This is a genomic window from Edaphocola aurantiacus, from assembly GCF_019797745.1.
Classification (GTDB): Bacteria; Bacteroidota; Bacteroidia; order Chitinophagales; family Chitinophagaceae; genus Edaphocola; species Edaphocola aurantiacus.
This window is the reverse complement of sequence record NZ_VOSI01000001.1, coordinates 717,781-737,113: the sequence shown is the minus strand read 5'-3', so window position 1 is coordinate 737,113 and position 19,333 is coordinate 717,781. Positions and strand designations below refer to the sequence as shown.

The 19,333-nt window shown below is 46.1% G+C and carries 15 protein-coding genes and 5 tRNA genes; 17 read left to right on the top strand and 3 right to left on the bottom strand.

Going from position 1 to position 19,333, the window contains the following annotated elements:
* The first annotated feature begins 22 nt into the window (after positions 1-22).
* From FTD44_RS03190 to FTD44_RS03110, 17 genes are all read left to right on the top strand, one after another.
* Positions 23-5,224 carry a T9SS type A sorting domain-containing protein gene (locus FTD44_RS03190; protein ID WP_222165122.1) on the top strand — a complete coding sequence of 1,734 codons (5,202 nt, stop codon included), beginning with the start codon at positions 23-25 and terminating at the stop codon, positions 5,222-5,224.
* A 617-nt stretch (positions 5,225-5,841) separates the two neighbouring features.
* Positions 5,842-6,525, top strand: a complete 684-nt coding sequence (locus FTD44_RS03185) for a BclA C-terminal domain-containing protein (RefSeq protein WP_222165121.1) — start codon at positions 5,842-5,844, stop codon at positions 6,523-6,525.
* 48 nt (positions 6,526-6,573) lie between these two features.
* Complete coding sequence (locus FTD44_RS03180; protein ID WP_222165120.1) at positions 6,574-7,566, top strand: T9SS type A sorting domain-containing protein; 993 nt, start codon at positions 6,574-6,576, stop codon at positions 7,564-7,566.
* A gap of 137 nt (positions 7,567-7,703) precedes the next feature.
* Positions 7,704-7,790, top strand: a tRNA-Leu gene (locus FTD44_RS03175).
* 36 nt (positions 7,791-7,826) lie between these two features.
* A tRNA-Val gene (locus FTD44_RS03170) sits at positions 7,827-7,901 on the top strand.
* Positions 7,902-8,017: 116 nt separating this feature from the next.
* On the top strand, positions 8,018-8,932 hold the full coding sequence (locus tag FTD44_RS03165; RefSeq protein WP_222165119.1) for a beta-1,6-N-acetylglucosaminyltransferase: 915 nt from the start codon (positions 8,018-8,020) through the stop codon (positions 8,930-8,932).
* Positions 8,933-9,024: 92 nt separating this feature from the next.
* Positions 9,025-9,099: transfer RNA gene (locus FTD44_RS03160), tRNA-Val, on the top strand.
* Positions 9,100-9,119: 20 nt separating this feature from the next.
* Positions 9,120-9,194 (top strand) — tRNA-Val (locus FTD44_RS03155).
* 18 nt (positions 9,195-9,212) lie between these two features.
* Positions 9,213-9,287 (top strand) — tRNA-Val (locus FTD44_RS03150).
* Between the two features lie 118 nt (positions 9,288-9,405).
* Positions 9,406-10,230, top strand: coding sequence for an AraC family transcriptional regulator (locus tag FTD44_RS03145; RefSeq protein ID WP_222165118.1), 825 nt, complete (start codon positions 9,406-9,408; stop codon positions 10,228-10,230).
* Between the two features lie 99 nt (positions 10,231-10,329).
* Entirely contained in the window at positions 10,330-11,586 is a 1,257-nt protein-coding gene (locus FTD44_RS03140) for a YCF48-related protein (protein WP_222165117.1), read from the top strand.
* Between the two features lie 91 nt (positions 11,587-11,677).
* Complete coding sequence (locus tag FTD44_RS03135) at positions 11,678-12,316, top strand: GldM family protein (protein WP_222165116.1); 639 nt, start codon at positions 11,678-11,680, stop codon at positions 12,314-12,316.
* Between the two features lie 112 nt (positions 12,317-12,428).
* Entirely contained in the window at positions 12,429-13,934 is a 1,506-nt protein-coding gene (gene atpD, locus FTD44_RS03130; RefSeq protein ID WP_222165115.1) for a F0F1 ATP synthase subunit beta, read from the top strand.
* Between the two features lie 56 nt (positions 13,935-13,990).
* Positions 13,991-14,242 (top strand): ATP synthase F1 subunit epsilon, encoded by a 252-nt coding sequence (atpC, locus tag FTD44_RS03125; RefSeq protein ID WP_222165114.1) that lies wholly within the window; start codon positions 13,991-13,993, stop codon positions 14,240-14,242.
* Between the two features lie 166 nt (positions 14,243-14,408).
* Positions 14,409-14,819, top strand: coding sequence for a hypothetical protein (locus FTD44_RS03120; protein WP_222165113.1), 411 nt, complete (start codon positions 14,409-14,411; stop codon positions 14,817-14,819).
* A 40-nt stretch (positions 14,820-14,859) separates the two neighbouring features.
* Positions 14,860-15,039 (top strand): chryseobasin-related MNIO class RiPP peptide, encoded by a 180-nt coding sequence (locus FTD44_RS03115; protein WP_129020703.1) that lies wholly within the window; start codon positions 14,860-14,862, stop codon positions 15,037-15,039.
* Between the two features lie 9 nt (positions 15,040-15,048).
* Entirely contained in the window at positions 15,049-16,182 is a 1,134-nt protein-coding gene (locus FTD44_RS03110; protein ID WP_222165112.1) for a multinuclear nonheme iron-dependent oxidase, read from the top strand.
* Here FTD44_RS03110 and FTD44_RS03105 read toward each other — a convergent pair whose 3' ends face one another.
* The 3 genes from FTD44_RS03105 to bioB form a co-directional block, all read right to left on the bottom strand.
* Positions 16,183-17,025, bottom strand: a complete 843-nt coding sequence (locus tag FTD44_RS03105) for a ChaN family lipoprotein (RefSeq protein ID WP_222165111.1) — start codon at positions 17,023-17,025, stop codon at positions 16,183-16,185.
* A 62-nt stretch (positions 17,026-17,087) separates the two neighbouring features.
* On the bottom strand, positions 17,088-18,356 hold the full coding sequence (gene bioA, locus FTD44_RS03100) for an adenosylmethionine--8-amino-7-oxononanoate transaminase (protein WP_222165110.1): 1,269 nt from the start codon (positions 18,354-18,356) through the stop codon (positions 17,088-17,090).
* Positions 18,344-19,333 carry a biotin synthase BioB gene (gene bioB, locus FTD44_RS03095; RefSeq protein ID WP_222165109.1) on the bottom strand — a complete coding sequence of 330 codons (990 nt, stop codon included), beginning with the start codon at positions 19,331-19,333 and terminating at the stop codon, positions 18,344-18,346. The genes bioA and bioB overlap by 13 nt, the downstream gene beginning before the upstream one ends.

Here is a 19,333-nt window from a genome sequence, read left to right as displayed (position 1 = left end):
TATAACTAAATAGTACATTAAAATGCACGTAAAACAAAATCGTACCATGCTCATGGCAGGTATTTTGCTACTGCTTTCATTAATCAGTACGCAGAGAAACTATGCCCAGGCACCCACAATCAGTTACCCCACTGCAGCCCAGGATCTTACCCGGGGCTACAGTCAAGGCAATCTTACAGTTAAGGTTGTATTTAATGGTGCCTGCACCGGTGCTACAACCGTAAAGGTAGCCTTACCCGCATCAGTTACTTATGCAGCAGGTACCGTAATCAAAACAGGAGGTACAGCAGCAATCAGTATTGCGGAAAGTAGTATTTCCGATCCGCGTAATCCGGTCTTCAGCATCAGTGGTATTGCAGCCACCGGTGATCATATAACTTTTACCATAGCGCGCAGAGCAACCTGTGGCAATCTTGCTACAGCTAAGGATAGTGTGTATGTATTTACAAGTGGTGGTTGTAGCAATGGCAGCGAGCTGGCGGCTATGGTAAACACCTATAACCTGCTGTCGCCATCGCTGGCACTTACGCCACCGGCAGCACTTACCAATGCAGTAATCGGTACCACCGCCACCCGCACCACCACTATTACTAATGGTGGTAACGGTGCTACCGATACTGTACGGTATTACATTGTATACCCTGGTGGTGGCATGATCAACACCAGTGGTACCAATGCGATTACTGCCAATGGTGTATCGTTCACACCCAGCAGTACGAGCGGCGATACGCTGTTTTACAAAATATACGGCACGACAATATTTGGCGGCGACAACCTGCTAAGCAATGGTGAAACCGTAATTATTGCTGAACCCATTAATGTGGCAAAATGTAATGCCGCCACTGCTTATGGTGCAGGGTGGGGCAAAACGAAAGCTTCACAATGCCAGATAGCAACCGCCACCAGTGCGGTGACCATGGCCACAGGTGTACCCAACTTAAGCATAGCTACCAGCGATGTTACCCTCTTGGGCGCCTGTGCTACTGCACCAGGTCTTTCAAAATCGGTGTTTACCAACAATGGCAGCGGCGGCAATGCCGGGGCTATGTACAATGTAATTGCCAACCTTGGTTTTACCGACTTGGGTAACCCTCTGTTTGTTAGCAGCAATGGCGAATACCTGAGCAACTTTACTTTTGGCACAGCACCGGGCACAGGCACCGCATTAGTGGTTGACACCCTCGGTACCGCCTACACGACCAATGCCAGCGTACGTGCCCGCCTCAGCCAGTTTGCCACCGACCCTGATGGCGCCGGTGTAGGGCTGGACGACCTGGATGGCGATGGCCAGTACGACGACCTTGCCCCCGGCAAAAGTTTTACCATTTTCTTCAACCGAAATTATAAGCCAAGCACACTGTGCCCAAGAGCACTTTACAGTAATTCTGTAGGTGCTACGATTACATATACTGATATGTGCGGTACTTCGGCTACCAGCCTACCCGCAAATGGCATCGGCGGTCAGCGTTCTTTATACACATCAACCGTTCGTAGCATCAGCACCGTACCGCAAATTTTTAATGGGGTACCTTTTACAGTCAGCATTACCCATAGTGCAGCATATATAACAGCAGTCAACCAATCGACAGATAGTTTAGAACTGACCCTTACATTGCCAGCCGGCCTTAGTTATGTGCCCGGCACCTACAAATTTCGTGGTGGGGCTTTGTCCGATGCGGCGAATGTCACCGTTTCAGGTTCCACTCTCCAGTTCCGCACCAAGCGCAATGGCACTAACAATCTTACCTATCCTTTTGATTTTGCTTTTGACTTGGTGTACGATTGCAGCGGCGGCAGCCCGGTAAGTTTCTCTTGGGAAATGGATTATGTAAACACCCGTAGCTGTGGCGATATCGTAGAGCGGCTTTATTGCGGTTCACAAACCATACCTGCCGTATGCCCTAGCCCATGCCCCGGCGGCCTGGCCAATATTTTTACCAAGGCCGAACGTGCTTCGCTGGGCTTTACCGATGCCACATTGGCTACAAGGATAAGCCCAAGCAGCATACCTGCCTTGCAACTGGCTACGGTATTGCCTTACGATACCGTGGTGGTGACCAACAGTGCACAGCAATCGTCGGTAGCATACAATAACGTACATTTCAATTTTGAGTTGGATAAGGCAAACGGGCAGAATACCCTTGTATTTATCAGCGGCACTTACAATCATAAAGCGGCGGGCAGCGGCACCATTACCAGCGTGGCCATGCCTTCGCCAACCGACCTGAGCACTGCCACACATACACAGTGGGACTGGAACCTTACCGGCCTGAGCGGATTGCCTACTACACTTTCGGTAGGCGATAGTGTATGGGTAGCCGTTACCTATGCTGTTACCAATGCCGGTGTACCTGGTACCTATTCGCTTTATGGTGGGGTTCCCACGTATGCACCCAATGCCAATTCATATTTTTATAGTAATGATGCCAGTGCTGTAAAGCAATATTGCCTGAACCTGATCCCACGTATCCGTTTTGTAGGTTTTGTAAATGGAGGAACTACTTACTGGGGTGGTGGACCCAATACATTGGTGGGTTGTGCTTCAGCAGCACCCCGTTCTTCTTATCAAAGTGGATATAGTGTAACCTACCGGGTGTTCAACAATGAATTCCGCCCCAATCACCGGATAGATTCTGTAGTGATCATATTGCCCACGGGCGTACAATATGATGCCAGTGTTACCCCCACGATGAATTATACCGGGTGGGCGGATGCATATACTAGTACTGCTGGAACAATTACTATTGCTGCGCCGATAATCAATGGGCAAAGGCTTACGTTTATCAACCCCGGAAATTGGCCTTTGAATGACGTTGGTTATAATGGAAGTCAGAGTGACAGTCGCATAAACTATAGCATCAAATCTACCTGCGAGGCGGGCACCACCACCGGCCCATTGCCTTTGCTGGAACAGTATTATGGTAAGAATTATTATTACAATAATCCCGGTGTGGCCATGGCCGTTAACACTATTTATTCTAACAATGCATTCTTTTTGGGTATTGATGGCAGCAAGCGCCCCAGCGTAACGGTTCAAAATAATACTGGTGCGGTGCAGGGTATTCAACCGCAGCATTACTGGGATGTGCAGGTAGCCAACCCCAGTACACAAACAGCGCCTTATCTCTGGCTGGCACTGGAAAAAGCTGCTGCTAGTGGCATTACTATAGACAGCGTTGTGTTGAAGCCAAGTAATGTGGTGCTTCCTGTTGCATCTATCTATGGTACCGGCAACAAATGGTACCAGGTAAGCACAGCAGGTTTAACCACCGGAAGCACACAACAGGCAAGAGTATACTTCAAATATACCAACTGTACATCAGATAGTATTTTGCTGAAAGCAGGATGGAACTGTAGTGGTTATCCGGCCGGAGATCCTTCTGCCTATGCCTGTACTGCAGCACAAACATGGTTGAACGTTGATCCTCAGCCGAGCCAGATCCAGTTGAGTGTTGCCCGTCAGCCAGGCGCAGGCAACAGTATTGATCTGTGTACTACAGACAGCACCTTACTGATCGTAAACAGTGCGCAGGCAGCTAACCTGATAAATCCTTATGTAATCTTCTATCCACCAACAGGTATAATAATGGCCTCTACCATACAGGTAGAATACCCATTGGGTAGTGGCAACTATCAGCCAGCAGCGATCAGCTCAATTGGTGGCGGTGGTTATAAAATAGACCTTACTGCTCATACTGCCATCGGTGTAAACGGCATGTTGGGTACGGCTCTGGCCAATCCTGCCTTCAGCCCGCTGGGTGGGGACAGACAAGCAAAAATTAAACTGGACTTTACAACGACCTGTGGTTTTACCTCGGGCTCATCCTTCACCTTTAATGCCTATGGTAACCAGCCTTGTGGCTCCGTTGCAACAGGTAATGGCGTTACGGCTACTACCGCAGCATTAAATATTAATGGTGTTACCGTTTCCGGATCGGCTGGTGTAACCATTGGTTTCGGCAGTGCCACCAGCGCTTCTTGTGGTACTACCATTCCCGTTTCGCTTACGACGACACCTACCAGTGTCGGTACCGCAGCCGGTGATACAATGATGTACACCCTGCCTGCAGGTATGAACTATGCAGGTGGACTGACCTCTGGATTTACTGCTGATGTGACTACAGCTGGAGCAACTACTATTGTGAAAGTAGCCATGCCCGTAGGCGTAGCCGCCAGTACACCTATTAATTATAGCTTTAATGTGGTACCCGGTGGTAGTGGTTGTGGCAATGTAAACATTACAGGAGCCTACAAGCGCGACATTGCACCCCTGAGTTGTAATGGCACCCCTTGTACCGGTAGTAGTGTCGTGATCGCATCAGCAATGTCACCAGCTATTACCTTGAACAAGCCGAGCCTCAATATTACCGGTATGAGTACCGGAACAACAGGCTGGACCACCAGCACAAGTCAGACGATACACCTTACGTATAGCAACACCGGTACACAAGCATCAGTTGCCAATATCGATACGGTAGAGTTTTTCTGTGGCAGCAGTACCGTACCATTTGCCAAACGTGCCCTTACCAAAGGTGTAGCTACTGGTGGCAGTGATTATGATGATTTTACCATTACAGTACCAACCGGCGGATTCTGTACTACCGGTGCATTGGTAACTGCCAGGATACAAACGACTACAGCAGCGGGTACAGCACAGTGCTTATGCGCACCTGGTAGTTATACCATGTCTGGCGTACCATTACCGGTTACGTTTATCAAAACAGGAGTTACTGCTGATAATTGTGCCGTAAACCTCAGCTGGGAATACAAGTCCGATAATAACAGCGTACTGCAATTTATTATAGAGCGCAGTAGCAACGGGCAGGCGTTCAGTAATGTCGCTACACTTCCGGCCACTGCAACCAGCTATATAGATGTTGTGCCTTCATCTGGCAAATGGTTCTATCGTATCAAAGCCACAGAAGCAGGCGGTAGTGCAGGTTACAGTCCTGTTATGAATATAAATGCCGTAAAATGTACCAGTAACAACATAAGTGTGTATCCTAATCCTGCGAACGCTGAAGTGCATGTCGTACTCCAGGGTAATAGTACCAGCAATGTATATGAGTTGCGTGATGCCCTGGGTCGTGTGCTGCTGCGTGGTAAGTTACAGGACAATGCTAACAACATGATCAGCCTGCAGGGTATTGTATCGGGTGTGTATATGCTCAGTATATGGACAGATGGAACCTTGCGTACACAACAGATAAATGTTATTCAATAATGCTATTAAGCTCCCTTCATAACTCTCTTCATTAGCTCTCTCATAAAATCATGGACTAAGCAGATTTTTGGTTAATCTATGAGGAGAATGGCCGGCTATTTCTATAGCCGGCTTTTTTGTGTTGAAAATTAGCAGTAAGTATCCTGCGTATCTTTTGTGGTTCCAAAGACAACAGAAAATGTCTTCACTGCTGCTTATTTGATGAGGATCGGTGGAATAAATGTTAAAGTATCTTTTTAAGTCAGATGTATGTTAGTGATTTACATATCTTTGCTGCCAAGATTTTTGTCCCGCTGTTAGTATTTAAGAGTGTTTACAGCATACAAACTAAGCAAAAATCTTTGGGCATAGCCAGCAGGCTATGCCCTTTATATTGCTCCTGTCCTAGGGCAATATGGAATCTGTAATCTGGTTACAGTACATACATTTTTATATATAATTCACTTTTTAGTGTAATTATTTTTAATGATAATCACCTAAAATATTTGCCAGTATTTATTTTATTGTCTCTTATTAACCTTCGTTAATCTTTAAAAAATAATTATGTTTTACATATTTGTGTGAAATATTGTTCTATTGGCTACCTTTACCCCGAAACAATTAACCACTAGCAAATTATGAAACAAAAGTTTATCCTTTTGTCAGCCTTAGCCGGGCTGACATTCTCCGCCGCGCGCGCGCAGGTAGGTATCGGAACCCCAACACCTAACTCCACTGCCGCATTAGACATTCAATCCACAACAAGAGGTATGCTGATTCCTCGTATGACCGCCACACAGCGTACCGGTATCACTACACCGGCACAGGGTCTGATGGTGTATCAGACAGATGCCCCTATTGGTTTATGGATGTACGTCAATTCTCAATGGTTGCGTATGACCACTACCGCAGACGCAGGCTCCAGCTCTTTAGCAAAAGCTTCAGCAGCCAATACCAGCAGTTCGGTAATTGCTGTTATATTGGGTGGTACGAATGTTCCGCTGCCCGATGCTCAATACTTGAGCGGTATTACGGTTAATGGTGGCAACACTTCCTTTACCGTGCCTGCTGCAGGTGCATATCGCATCAGCTATAACGTGTCTACAACAGCCTCATTGTTGTTAAGTACACGCGTTACTGTAAATGGTTCCGGTATTGCTGCCCTGACAATTTCTCCGACGATTTCATTGAACAACTTCCGTTCCGAGGCTATCGTGACGCTTGCCGCAGGAGATGTACTGCAGTTGCAGATGTTCGGCCTGCTGGGTGCAGCCACATTAAGTGGTGGTGCAAGTAATTATATGACGATTCAGCAACTGTAATGGCTGCCAAAAAGAAAAACTATTTGAAAATCATTAAATAATTACATTATGCACAACAAAATATGCAGCCTGTTGCTGGCGGCAGTTTTGCCTGTATCCTTGCATGCACAACTGAGCGTCGAGACTTCGGGTATGACGATATTGAGTGGTACAACCTTAAGTGCAGATCAACTGGTGTTGGTTCCTTCTTCGGATCTGACCCTTACATCAACTGTACTGACCAGGACAGCTACTCCTGTTGTCGGCACCAGCGGAGCTACCAGTATTGGAAGGGTATTTAACTTTTCCAGTCCGGTGGTATATAATGGTAATGCCGGCTTCTTTTATAATATTTCAGAACTGGGTACAAATACAGAAGCCTTAATGCAGGTGGCATTTACTTCTGCAGCACCCGGCTCTACCTGGACACAATGGACCACTACAACGGGCAGTACGGTTAATACGGGTTCCAGCTTTATCAGCCAGGACTTTGCCGGAACTACGCTGGGTCGTGTGACCAGTACTTCCAGTGCGCTGCCATTGCCGTTGCATCTGCTTGCATTCAATGCAGAGAAGGGTAAAGGGCGTACTGCTGTCCTCAACTGGACCGTAACCGAAGAGGGTTTTGTACCGGTATACCAGTTAGAGCGTAGTCGCGACGGCCGTACCTTTGAGCTCATTGGTGCACAGAAGGGTATCGGTAATGGTACGCAACAATATGCATTTACAGATATCAGCCCGGCAGAGGGTAATAACTACTATCGCCTGCTGCTGACCGACGAAAATGGCGGCCGTACCTACAGTAATGTATCAGTACTGCAGTTTAGCAGAGCTGATGCAGCGTCTGTTGCACCAAACCCTTTCGATCAGTCGTTTGTAGTGTCGGCTCCTGATGCAGCCCTGGTAGGTACTAAAGCAGTATTGACTGATCTTTCCGGAAAGGTTATACGCCAGGTTACCCTGAGCAGTAATGCTGTTCAGGTAAATACTGCAGGACTGGCTTCCGGCCTGTACGTCCTGACGTTTGAAAATGGTACTGCAATTAAAATGATTAAAAAATAAAACCTGTACCTTTTATCTTAATGGCACTGCTGTACAGCAGTGCCATTTTTTATGCAGACGGGAATGCAGAAGTCAAAATATTTTTGTTATTCTGAATCTTATCCTATACCTTTGCAATCCACTTTTTTATGGTGTGAGCCCAGATGGCGGAATTGGTAGACGCGCTAGACTCAAAATCTTGTTTCGGCAACGGAGTGCAGGTTCGATTCCTGTTCTGGGCACCAAAAGTAATTTGAAAGAATTATTTTAATCAAAAAAAGGGAAGCATAGCTCAGCTGGTTCAGAGCATCTCGTTTACACCGAGAGGGTCCGCGGTTCGAATCCGTGTGCTTCCACACAAAGGCAGATAGCATTCTATCTGCCTTTTTTTATGCCCGCTATGTTCTATAACATGTTGCGCTTGGCACCTGCGTTGCTTTTTCCTATTTTCGTTTCCTAAACCGGATTATCCTTGAAACAGATTTACCTTATCCATGCACATAATCACCTGGAGTACCTTAACTACCTGATCGATTGTTTGTCTGGTCCGCAGTCAGTGGTGTATGTCAATATAGATAAGAAGTCTGCTATGGACTGCAGTAAGATCAATCCTAAAGCAGTACAGGTTAAGCAACGTGTATCGATTAACTGGGGCGGCTGGTCTCAATGCGAAGCGACCATAAATTCGCTGAGGCAGATCAAGGCAGAGCAACCACAGTACGGCCATGTTATTTTCCTTTCCGGACAAGATCTGCCGGTGTACACTACAACAGAGATTGCACAGCGCCTGCAGGAAGGGCAGCAGTACATCGATTATAGCAGCATTGATGAAGATTGGCCGGAGGTTAAGAAAAGGGTAGGGCACTTTCACCGTAGTGAACTGACGCGCCTGTATATCCGCCGCAAAGGGCTTGCAGGTTTTGCGGGCAAGGTATTGTATAAAAGCGTTTACTACCTGGTCAATGGTACTTACCGTCTATTTAAGGGACGCTGGCGTGTGCTGCCTCTGGGGCTTAAAGCCTATGGCGGATCGCAATGGTGGATGCTCGACCAGGCCTGCATTAATTATATCCTGGACTATATAGATCAGCATCCTGAGCTGATCCGGTTTTTCCGCACCACATTTTGTGCAGACGAAATATTTTTTCAAACCGTCATTCTCAACAGTACATTCAAAGACCGTATAAATCCGATACTGCGCTATATAGATTGGGCCAATTCTCCGGATGGTAAGAGTCCTAAAGTACTGGACCTTGAAGACTATGAAGTAATAAAGGCTTCGGGAGCATTGCTTTGCCGCAAAGTAGACCCGGTAAAGAGCCTGGCACTTATTAACCATACTGCATCAGTAAATGGATGGCCCCTATTTAATGCAAATCAGATTTAAGAATTGTAGTAAAAAATTTGGTTGTTCGGATTTCAGAGTTTACCTTTGCAATCCATTAGTGAAAACAGTATGTCATCATACAGTTATTACAAGGAAGCATAGCTCAGCTGGTTCAGAGCATCTCGTTTACACCGAGAGGGTCCGCGGTTCGAATCCGTGTGCTTCCACTAAAAGTTCTTTATTTCCCGGAAGCATAGCTCAGCTGGTTCAGAGCATCTCGTTTACACCGAGAGGGTCCGCGGTTCGAATCCGTGTGCTTCCACTACTTTCTTTTATTTCAGGAAGCATAGCTCAGCTGGTTCAGAGCATCTCGTTTACACCGAGAGGGTCCGCGGTTCGAATCCGTGTGCTTCCACTACATTTTTTTTAACCCTGCATATTGCAGGGTTTTTTTATGCATGTATTTTTCTGCATCAGCAGCTTGTGTCCCACCCGTAAATGCAGTAACTTGGTAGCCCAATCTGTAAGCCATCATGAAACAGGAGCATTACGAAGTATACAAATATTCGGAAGATGAAGTCCGTAGCAATATTGCACGGTATGTATACCTGGACAATCCTGAAAGTTACCCCTTCGACCATTATCACGGACATGAATACAATGAGATTATGGTCTTCCTCAAAGGTGGAGGTACACACAATATCAGCTTTAAAGACTATAGCATCGAAGATCAGTCGATACACCTTATTGCTGCGCGCGATCTGCATTGGGTAGAGCGCAGCATGCATTCTGAAGGATTTGCTATTGTATACAAAGATCAGTTGCTGGACAAGCTTTCCATCCTGAATTCAGAAATAGACTTCCAGGATATATTTAACCGCTCCCGCATTATTAACCTCAATGAAGAAGATCAGGTGAAGTTTGCCTTGCTCTTTCAGGAAATGCAGGCCAATAAAGGCGATAAGCTATATATGCTTCAACTCATCGGCGCTTTCCTGACCAGGATCGCAACTGTTTTTCATGATGTACCAGGTACTTCCCGCACCAATGATCCTTTGCTGAAGCAGGTAGTCTCGCTGATCCATAAACATTTTAAAGACCGCTGGACACCCGATCAGTACGCCGCTGCACTACATGTCACTGCCAGAACATTGCAGAACCGTATCAAACAAGCGTCCGGCAAAAGCCTCAGGCAGCTGGAACAGGAACGCCTGCTCAAAGAAGCACGGCAACTGCTGATGACTTCAGGGCTGCCGGTCAATGAAATAGCACTGGAGCTGGGCTTTAAAGAAACTGCACATTTCAGTAACTGGTTTAAAATGCAGTCAGGACAGAGCCCTTCGGAGTATAAGGCCTGATGTGTTTTTTTGCAATTTTATTACGGGTATTTGCAAACAGTGTACACCGATACTGCGGACCTTTGTAGGAGTAATTATAACCCTATAAATTCAGCGATCATGAAAAAGTTATGCCTCATCCTTTTATCCGGGATACTCGCGCTTAACGCAAATGCCCAGTGGGTCATGCGTTCCCCTTCCTTAACCAGCGGTATCACAGACCTCAATGTACTCAATCAGGATACCATCTTTGCCAGTTCTTCAGAAAGCATGGGATTGCTGAAATCGGTAAACGGTGGCCAGACCTGGGACACTATTACCTTTGGTACAACGACAGCGCTCAAAGTACATTTTACAGACCAACAGCACGGATTCGCAGCAGGCTTTGCCGCCTTTGCGGTAGGCCCCACCTGTTTCAAGACCAGCGATTGCGGGCAGACCTGGCAACCAATGTATGATACGATCGGTGGCGGTGCTTATTTTTATAAAATCCGTTTCCTGAACAAGGATACCGGTTTTATCAGTAATATGGGCACACTGTCCCGTACTACAGATGGCGGGGCTACCTTTAGCCGCCAGGAGCTGATACCTGAGTATCATTATATAACCAATATTTATTTCATCAATCAGACGACCGGTTTCGTAAGCCTGGCCCAGTACGGAAATGTCACCAACCTGGATCGCATTTTTAAAACGACCAATGCCGGGGTGTCCTGGACAGAAGTATACAGTGATACCACAGAACCTCAGCAGGTATTTGTATATGATGGCATCAGCCAGATGCATTTCTCTGATGCGCAGCATGGATGGGCTGTAGCTACCGGTATGCCCGGCAAAATATTACGGACAACCAATGGCGGAAACACCTGGACAGAGCTGACCGGCCATACCTTTACAGATATGTCGCTTACAGATATTCACTTTACCAGTCCCCTGGAGGGATATATAGTGTATGCACAATCTATATATAAAACAACGAACGGTGGGCTATCATGGACCAAGCAACTGACCAGTCCGCAGGATATGCTGATACTGGAAATAGAAATGCTGAACGGGCAGGTTGGCTTTGCCAGCGGACACGGGCTGTTTAAAACCATTAATGGCGGTGCACCGACTTCATTAAAGGGTATTCCTGCATCAGAAGGCGGTTTTCGTTTTTATCCCAACCCATCCCGGGATATCGTGTATATTCAGAATGAGCAGCAGAAGGAGATTCAAAGCCTGAAACTTTATGACATGACCGGCAGAGAATGCAAACGCTACGATCAGCAGATACCGTCTGCGCTTTCCCTGGCAGATATGGCAGATGGCATGTATTTTATGATGATACAAACCAATAAGGAATTGTATACCGGAAAAATACAACTGACGAAGTAATATTATTGTCTCAATCCATGTTTAAAAATTGTATATTTATCCCCGCAATAATGCGGGGATATTGTTTTATTCATTTTTAATATCAAGTCAGGTGAAAAAGCTTTTCTTATTGTCGTTAGTGACTGGTGGTTGCCCTGCTTTGCTGCAGGCACAACAAGCCATGGTTGCTCTGGATAAAATGAATATCCTGTACGCCGGCGTACCTAACCCGGTAAGCATATTGGTATCGGGTTACAAACCGGAAGATGTAAAAATGGAAATGGATAAGGTGGTGATCAACAGAGTTGATCCTGTGCATTACATCTTTACGCCAAATGCTCCTGGTTCTGTTACCTTAAAGATATATGGTAAGGAAAAAATAATAGAAAGTTATACTTACCGTGTGAAAACGATTCCTGCGCCTACGGTAACGCTGGCCGGTATCAGTGATGAGGGCAAGATCAGCCGCCAGGAACTGTTGGCCCAGATAGGGCTGGTGTCTTCCCTGAACGGATTTGACTACAATGTACCGCAACCGGTGAGCCAGTACAGGGTAAGGGTATTCCGGGACGGACATAAGCTGGCAGATCAGTCTTTTGCCAATGGTCCTAAATTTACTGCTGAGTATAACAGAATGGTCAATGAGGTGCAGGTGGGGGATGTTATTGTTTTTTCTGAAATACAGTGTTTAAATCCTCAGAATGGACAGCAGAAAAGCCTAAATCCTTATATAAGTGTAGAAATTAAATGACAATCCATTTAAATATGAATTAAATCAGAATAAAATTTTATTTTTTGCTAATAGAGTCATACTTTTGCACCCAAATTGAAATATTACAATTCTTAATAATTAAATTTTAGATATGCCAAACGTTGGTAAAATTAAACAGATCATTGGTCCAGTTATTGACGTACATTTCAGTGCTGAAAATAAGTTGCCAGAAATTTTCAACGCCTTAGAATTAAAGCGCGAGAATGGAGACAAATTAGTTTTGGAAGTGCAACAGCACTTAGGAGAAGATAGCGTTCGTTGCGTAGCGATGGATGGTACAGAAGGTCTTGTACGCGGTATGGAGGTTGTTGATACCGGAAAAGCAATTGCAATGCCTATCGGACCTCAAATCAATGGCCGTTTATTCAACGTAACTGGTGATGCTATTGATGGTCTGCCTCAGCCTAATAAAGAGAATGGCCGTCCTATCCACGCTAAACCGCCTAAATTCGATGAATTAAGTACCTCTACAGAAATCCTGTTCACTGGTATTAAAGTAATCGATCTGATCGAGCCATATGCAAAAGGTGGTAAAATTGGTCTGTTCGGTGGTGCGGGTGTAGGTAAAACCGTATTGATCCAGGAGCTGATCAACAACATCGCTAAAGGACACGGTGGTTTATCAGTATTCGCCGGTGTAGGTGAGCGTACACGTGAAGGTAATGACCTGATGCGTGAGATGATCGAAGCTGGTATCGTTAAATATGGCGAAAAATTCCTCCACTCTATGGAAAAAGGTGGCTGGGATCTGGATGCTGTAGATATGGAAGGTCTGAAAGAATCTAAAGCAACATTCGTATTCGGTCAGATGAACGAGCCTCCAGGTGCACGTGCTCGTGTAGCATTATCTGGTCTGACTATGGCTGAATATTTCCGTGATGGTGAAGGCGATGGTAAAGGTAAAGATATCCTGTTCTTCGTTGATAACATCTTCCGTTTCACTCAGGCTGGTTCTGAGGTATCTGCCCTGTTAGGTCGTATGCCTTCAGCGGTAGGTTACCAACCAACCCTGGCTACTGAGATGGGTCTGATGCAAGAGCGTATCACTTCTACTAAAAACGGTTCAATTACCTCTGTACAGGCGGTATATGTACCTGCGGATGACTTAACGGATCCGGCTCCTGCGACAACTTTCGCCCACTTGGATGCTACTACCGTATTGTCTCGTAAAATTGCCGATCTGGGTATCTATCCTGCGGTAGATCCATTGGATTCTACTTCTCGTATCCTGTCTGCTGCTATCGTTGGTGATGCACACTATGATTGTGCTGAGCGTGTAAAACGTATCTTACAACGTTATAAAGAATTACAAGATATCATCGCTATCCTGGGTATGGATGAGCTGAGTGAAGAAGATAAACAAACAGTATCCCGTGCTCGTCGTGTACAACGTTTCTTATCTCAACCGTTCCACGTAGCAGAGCAATTTACCGGTCTGCAAGGTGTACTGGTACCAATCGAAGAAACGATCCGTGGTTTCAACATGATCATGGACGGTGAAGTAGATGAGTATCCTGAAGCTGCATTCAACCTGGTAGGTACTATCGATGATGCAATCGCTAAAGGTAAAAAACTGTTAGAGCAAGCTAAAGCTTAATTGTAAAGTAAAAGGTCAGTGCACATATTGACTTTTGAAATTTTAAACTTGATCAAATGCAATTAGACATATTAACGCCAGAACAAAAAATCTATAGCGGAGAGGTGTACGGTGTACAGCTTCCGGGTGTAGAGGGTTCTTTCGAAATTCTGGAAAACCACGCAGCCATGGTTGCCGCGCTGGGCGAAGGAAAAATGAAAATTCTGAAAGATAAAACGAATACAGAATTATATACGATCAAAGGCGGCTTTGTAGAAGTACTGAATAACAAAGCAACTGTTTTGTTGGAAGGCGCAGCTACTGCTTAATTTACAGTATCGTAAACAATACAAAGAGAGGAAATCCTGTTAAAGGATATCCTCTCTTTCTTTTTTTAAGGAAAATTAGGTTACTTACTAAGCAAAGTACTGAATTATCCGTCTTTATTAATACGGGAGCAGGAAGCAGTCCCGATCCCATAATAGTAATTAAATCATGAAGAAAACAGGTATAATATTTTTATGTATAGCAACATCCTTACTTTCCTGTAGTAAGGATATGTTCCGGGACCCGGCAACGGTTACACTGAGCGACGGGACTTATGTTGGGACTTTTCAGCGCCAGACACTGGCTTCAAGCCTCCCGTCAGCAGTAAGCCTTACCTTATCCAATGGTAACTGGACCGGAAACGCTTCTATGGAGCGCTATCCTGCACTTTGCTCCGGTACATATACCATCGGCAACAACCAGGTACAATTTGAAGATACCTGCACATGGAGTGCCAATTTTGACTGGACATTGATCCTGGATGGAACTTATGAAATAACCCAGTATGATGATACCCTGGTGCTTACCCGCCAGCAGGGAAATACTACAGTTGATATCTACAAATTGAAAAAGCAATAAACATTATCCATATTGTCACACACATCTAAACAATATCGTCATGAAAATTTCTAAAAAAGTATTGGGAGCCCTGGTGGTTGGGCTGGCCGTACAAGCAAGCAGCAGTTCCTGCGATAAGGTGCAAACCAAGCCGGAAAAAGCGAAAAAGGTTGGGACTGAAAACCCTGCCAATCAACAGCCGGATACAGCATATAACTGCCCGGCCTGTGGAATGGGATAAAAAATTACTATGAGCAGAACGATTTTACCCACTATTGCTTGTAACCTGGATGCCGATATCTTGTCGGCATCCTTACCTTTATTAGAAGAGGGTGTAGTAGGCGCATTGGAATGGTCTTTTGATGCCCTGTTCCGGCAGGATCATGTGATACCGGAATGGTTTTATGATCTGCTGACTGCGTACAGCAATGAAGGCCGGCTTATTGGGCATGGGGTATTTTTTTCTCTGTTCTCCGGAAGGCTGCTGCCGGAGCAGGCTGCATGGTTGCAGCGCTTGAAGCAGCTGACCAGACAATACCGTTTTGATCATATTACAGAACATTTCGGTTTCATGACCGGCAGTGATTTTCATAAAGGAGCACCAATGAGTGTTCCCTATACTTCAGGCACAGTAGCCATAGGCCGCGATCGCCTGCAACGTATACAGGATGCCGCACAATGCCCGGTAGGACTGGAGAATCTGGCGTTTGCCTACAGCCTGGATGAGGTAAAACGACAAGGAGCATTCCTGGAGCAGTTAATAGAACCGGTAAACGGATTCATTATCCTTGACCTCCACAATGTCTACTGCCAGTTACACAATTTCAATATACCATTTGAAGTCCTGATACAAGCCTATCCGTTGGATCGGGTCAGAGAGATTCATATCTCCGGAGGCAGCTGGGAAACCGCTGTGACCGACCAAAGCCGTAGCATACGCAGAGATACGCATGATGGCAGGGTGCCGGAATCGGTATTTGAGCTGTTGGAGCGGACCTTGCCTTTGTGCCCGCAGGTAAAATATGTGGTGATGGAACAGCTGGGTGCCGGCCTGCAAACTGAAGCAGCTAAGATCGGTTTCAGAAATGATTTTCAGCAGATGCAAAAGATCACAGAACAATTCCTGGAGCATCATCCCCGAATGGCTGCAGTTCCTAATAATTTCCTGCCGGAGCAAAGTCTGCCTCCGGGACAAATTATCGAAGATGAGTACCTGTACGGAGAACAGCAGATCTTATCCTACATCCTCGAACACGCGGCTGGACATGCAGAGGCAATGGAGCAGCTGCAGCATACCGCTTTACGCAACAGCGTTTGGGATATAGAAAAATGGCAGCCCGATATGCTCGAAACTGCCATTCGTATAGCCCGGAAATGGAAATAATTAAAGCCTGGTCAGGATCACAAAATCAGCCAGTGATTGATGTTCTGCTGCGGTATACTGATCTGCCCTGAAACAGGAAATCGTGTATACTTTCTTCTTTTTATGCTGCTGGATTACCCGGTATGCAGTACCCAGGTAGCGGTCACTATGAAAGCGTCCGTTCATATGCAGTACCACTTTATTTTTCATCGCACGGGTAATGGAATAAGACATGGTCGCATCCCATAAATTCTGAGATTGATACAATTGCATATTAGGCACCGTATGTCCGCCCATTACTTCCAGGAACTGATCATAATAAGCACCCGTTAATGTGTCAACAGGCATTGGGGGCAGGTATGCTTTTTGCGTAGCCTTAGGGAGCTGCAATAATGCCGTAAGCCCTTTACGGGTGACCATATTGGTATACCGTGCAGGAGCATTGGCACAAACTACCTGCAGATGCTTTTCCTGTGCATATTGTACCATTGGACGGTAATCATTATAATTGTTCCATGACCTGCTTTCTTTTTTGAAATTCTTCTCACTGATCCATCCCGCCAGGTATTCATCCATAATGCCCTGTACATCCGTTTCGAACATCTCCAGCGATAAGGTCAGCTTATCTCCGTGCTGCTGATGCATGCGCTGCAACACATCCAGTTCCAGCATATGACCAATACTGTCATTATGCTCTTCGCCAAACAGTACTGCATCTGCATTGCCCAATGATTGCATCATGTCGGCAAAAGAAACTTCCGCACCTGTTTTAGTATTGTAGATTGTATAGTTGGCCGTCGGGGTTTGTGCCTGTACCAGTGCACTAATGCCCAGTAGACAGGTGAATAATATATAACGAAGCATAGTATAATTGTTTGGATGCAAATATACTATGCCTTTTGTCAATACTCCGTAATATTCAGCCGCTATAAGGTATCCAATGCCTGTGATATTGTCTGGTAAATGTAATTGAGGTCCTCATTACTGATGCAGTATGGAGGCACCAGGTATAGTATATTACCCAGTGGCCGTATCAGTATACCCCGCTCCCAGAAATACCCGTACAGTGCAGCAGCAAACTGGTTAAAGTACGAGGTGTCCTCACCTGTATTCCATTCAATAGCCAGGATTGTACCGGTATACCTTACCGTTTTAACCTTCGGATGCTCATTAATGCTTTGGGCGAATACAATATGCTGCTCCGTGATGGACTGTATCCGTTGCAGTGTTTCTTGCTGTAACAGTAAGTCCATACTGGCCAGGGCCGCAGCGCAAGCGAGTGGATTAGCTGTAAAAGAATGGCCATGAAACAATGCCTTATAACGATCTTCAGACAAAAATGACTGGTATACCTTTTCCGTGCAAGTAGTAATGCCCATAGGCATAGTACCACCGGTCAACCCTTTAGAGAAGCACATAATATCCGGTTGGGTATGCAGGTGATTGGCTGCAAATAATTTGCCCGTTCTGCCAAAGCCCACAAACACCTCATCCTGTATTAAAGGAATGTTCAGCGTACGGCAGAAAGATAGCAGCTCATCCAGCTCTTCGGCGCGGTGCATGAGCATACCTGCAGCGCCCTGTATCAGCGGTTCATATACAAAACAGGCAAGCTCCTGTGCATACTGACTGATCGTATCCTTGATGGCCGGGAGATTGTCTGCGTTCGGTGGATCGATAAACAATACATCAAACAATTGGTCCTTAAACGGAGCGGTCCACACGCTGCGGCCGCTTACCGACATAGCGCCGAAGGTATCGCCATGATACGCATCTGTGAACGCCAGTATCTTCGTTTTCGGCAGGCCATTATTATATGACTGCTGCAGGCACATCTTTAAGGCTACCTCTACAGCAGTAGAGCCATTGTCAGAATAGAAAACCTTGCTTTGGTTTGCGGGCAATAACTCCAGTAACCGCTCCGATAATAATATGGCCGGTTCATGGGTAAAACCCGCAAAAATCACCTGCTCCAGCGTATGCAATTGCTCCGAAACCTTTTGAGCAATATAGGGGTGGGCATGACCATGCAGGGTTACCCACCAGGAGGAAATCGCATCTATATAGCGATTCCCTTTATCATCATACAGGTAAGCCCCCTCGCCACGAACAACAGGAACAGCCGGAGCGGCAGTCTGCATTTGCGTGTAGGGGTGCCAGTTTACCTTCCGGTCCCGTTCACTTAATGTGCACATGTTGCCGCCTCTTTTTGCAGTGGTTTCAGACCCAGGTTTTGCAGCATGAGCATGTCTTCTGAAATGCCCGGATTTGGTGTAACCAGTAGGGTTTCTCTTTCACCCGTAAAGATAGAGTTGGCCCCGGCCATAAAGCACCATGCCTGCTCCGTTTCGGTCATTTCGATACGGCCGGCACTCAGTCTTACCGTAGCTGCGGGCATGATGATGCGGGCCGTCGCAATCATGCGCACCATTTCCCAGGTATCCACTTTAGGATTATCTTCCAGCGGGGTACCTTTTACACGGGCCAGTGCATTTACCGGAACAGATTCCGGATGCTTAGGCATAGTTGCCAGGGTGAGCAGCATCGCAATACGGTCCTGATGCGTTTCGCCCAGGCCTATGATGCCACCGGAGCATACGGTAATGCCCGCCTTGCGTACATTATTAATCGTATTGATCCGGTTGTCGAAGGTGCGGGTCGAAATGATCTCGTTATAATACGCTTCCGATGTATCCAGGTTATGATTATAGGCATGTAAGCCGGCTTCTTTCAATCTTTCTGCCTGGTCTTCTGTAAGCATACCCAGGGTACAGCATACTTCCATACCCATTTCATTTACCCCTTTTACCATATCAATAATGCGGTCAAAGTCCCGGTTGTTGCGTACTTCGCGCCATGCCGCAGCCATACAGAAGCGGGTCGATCCGGTATCCTTTGCCTTTTGGGCATGCTCCAGTACTTTTTCTGTAGGAAGCAGTGCCTGTACCGTAATGTCCGTATGATAACGGGCAGCTTGTCCGCAGTAAGAACAATCTTCAGGGCAGCCGCCGGTTTTTACAGAAAGCAGCGTACAGACCTGTACGGCAGCTGCATCATGCCATTGACGGTGAACAGTCGCTGCCTGGTAGATCAGTTCCATCAGCGGCTGGTGATAGATAGCATGGACTTCTTCTTTGGTCCAGTCGTTACGAATTGAGGTACTTTGTATCAT

Coding starts and splice junctions, on each gene's coding strand:
- FTD44_RS03190 (WP_222165122.1), top strand. CDS start 23: ATGCACGTAAAACAAAATCGTACCATGCTCATGGCAGGTATTTTGCTA.
- FTD44_RS03185 (WP_222165121.1), top strand. CDS start 5,842: ATGAAACAAAAGTTTATCCTTTTGTCAGCCTTAGCCGGGCTGACATTC.
- FTD44_RS03180 (WP_222165120.1), top strand. CDS start 6,574: ATGCACAACAAAATATGCAGCCTGTTGCTGGCGGCAGTTTTGCCTGTA.
- FTD44_RS03145 (WP_222165118.1), top strand. CDS start 9,406: ATGAAACAGGAGCATTACGAAGTATACAAATATTCGGAAGATGAAGTC.
- FTD44_RS03140 (WP_222165117.1), top strand. CDS start 10,330: ATGAAAAAGTTATGCCTCATCCTTTTATCCGGGATACTCGCGCTTAAC.
- atpD (WP_222165115.1), top strand. CDS start 12,429: ATGCCAAACGTTGGTAAAATTAAACAGATCATTGGTCCAGTTATTGAC.
- atpC (WP_222165114.1), top strand. CDS start 13,991: ATGCAATTAGACATATTAACGCCAGAACAAAAAATCTATAGCGGAGAG.
- FTD44_RS03120 (WP_222165113.1), top strand. CDS start 14,409: ATGAAGAAAACAGGTATAATATTTTTATGTATAGCAACATCCTTACTT.
- FTD44_RS03115 (WP_129020703.1), top strand. CDS start 14,860: ATGAAAATTTCTAAAAAAGTATTGGGAGCCCTGGTGGTTGGGCTGGCC.
- FTD44_RS03110 (WP_222165112.1), top strand. CDS start 15,049: ATGAGCAGAACGATTTTACCCACTATTGCTTGTAACCTGGATGCCGAT.
- FTD44_RS03105 (WP_222165111.1), bottom strand. CDS start 17,025: ATGCTTCGTTATATATTATTCACCTGTCTACTGGGCATTAGTGCACTG.
- bioA (WP_222165110.1), bottom strand. CDS start 18,356: ATGTGCACATTAAGTGAACGGGACCGGAAGGTAAACTGGCACCCCTAC.
- bioB (WP_222165109.1), bottom strand. CDS start 19,333: ATGATACAAAGTACCTCAATTCGTAACGACTGGACCAAAGAAGAAGTC.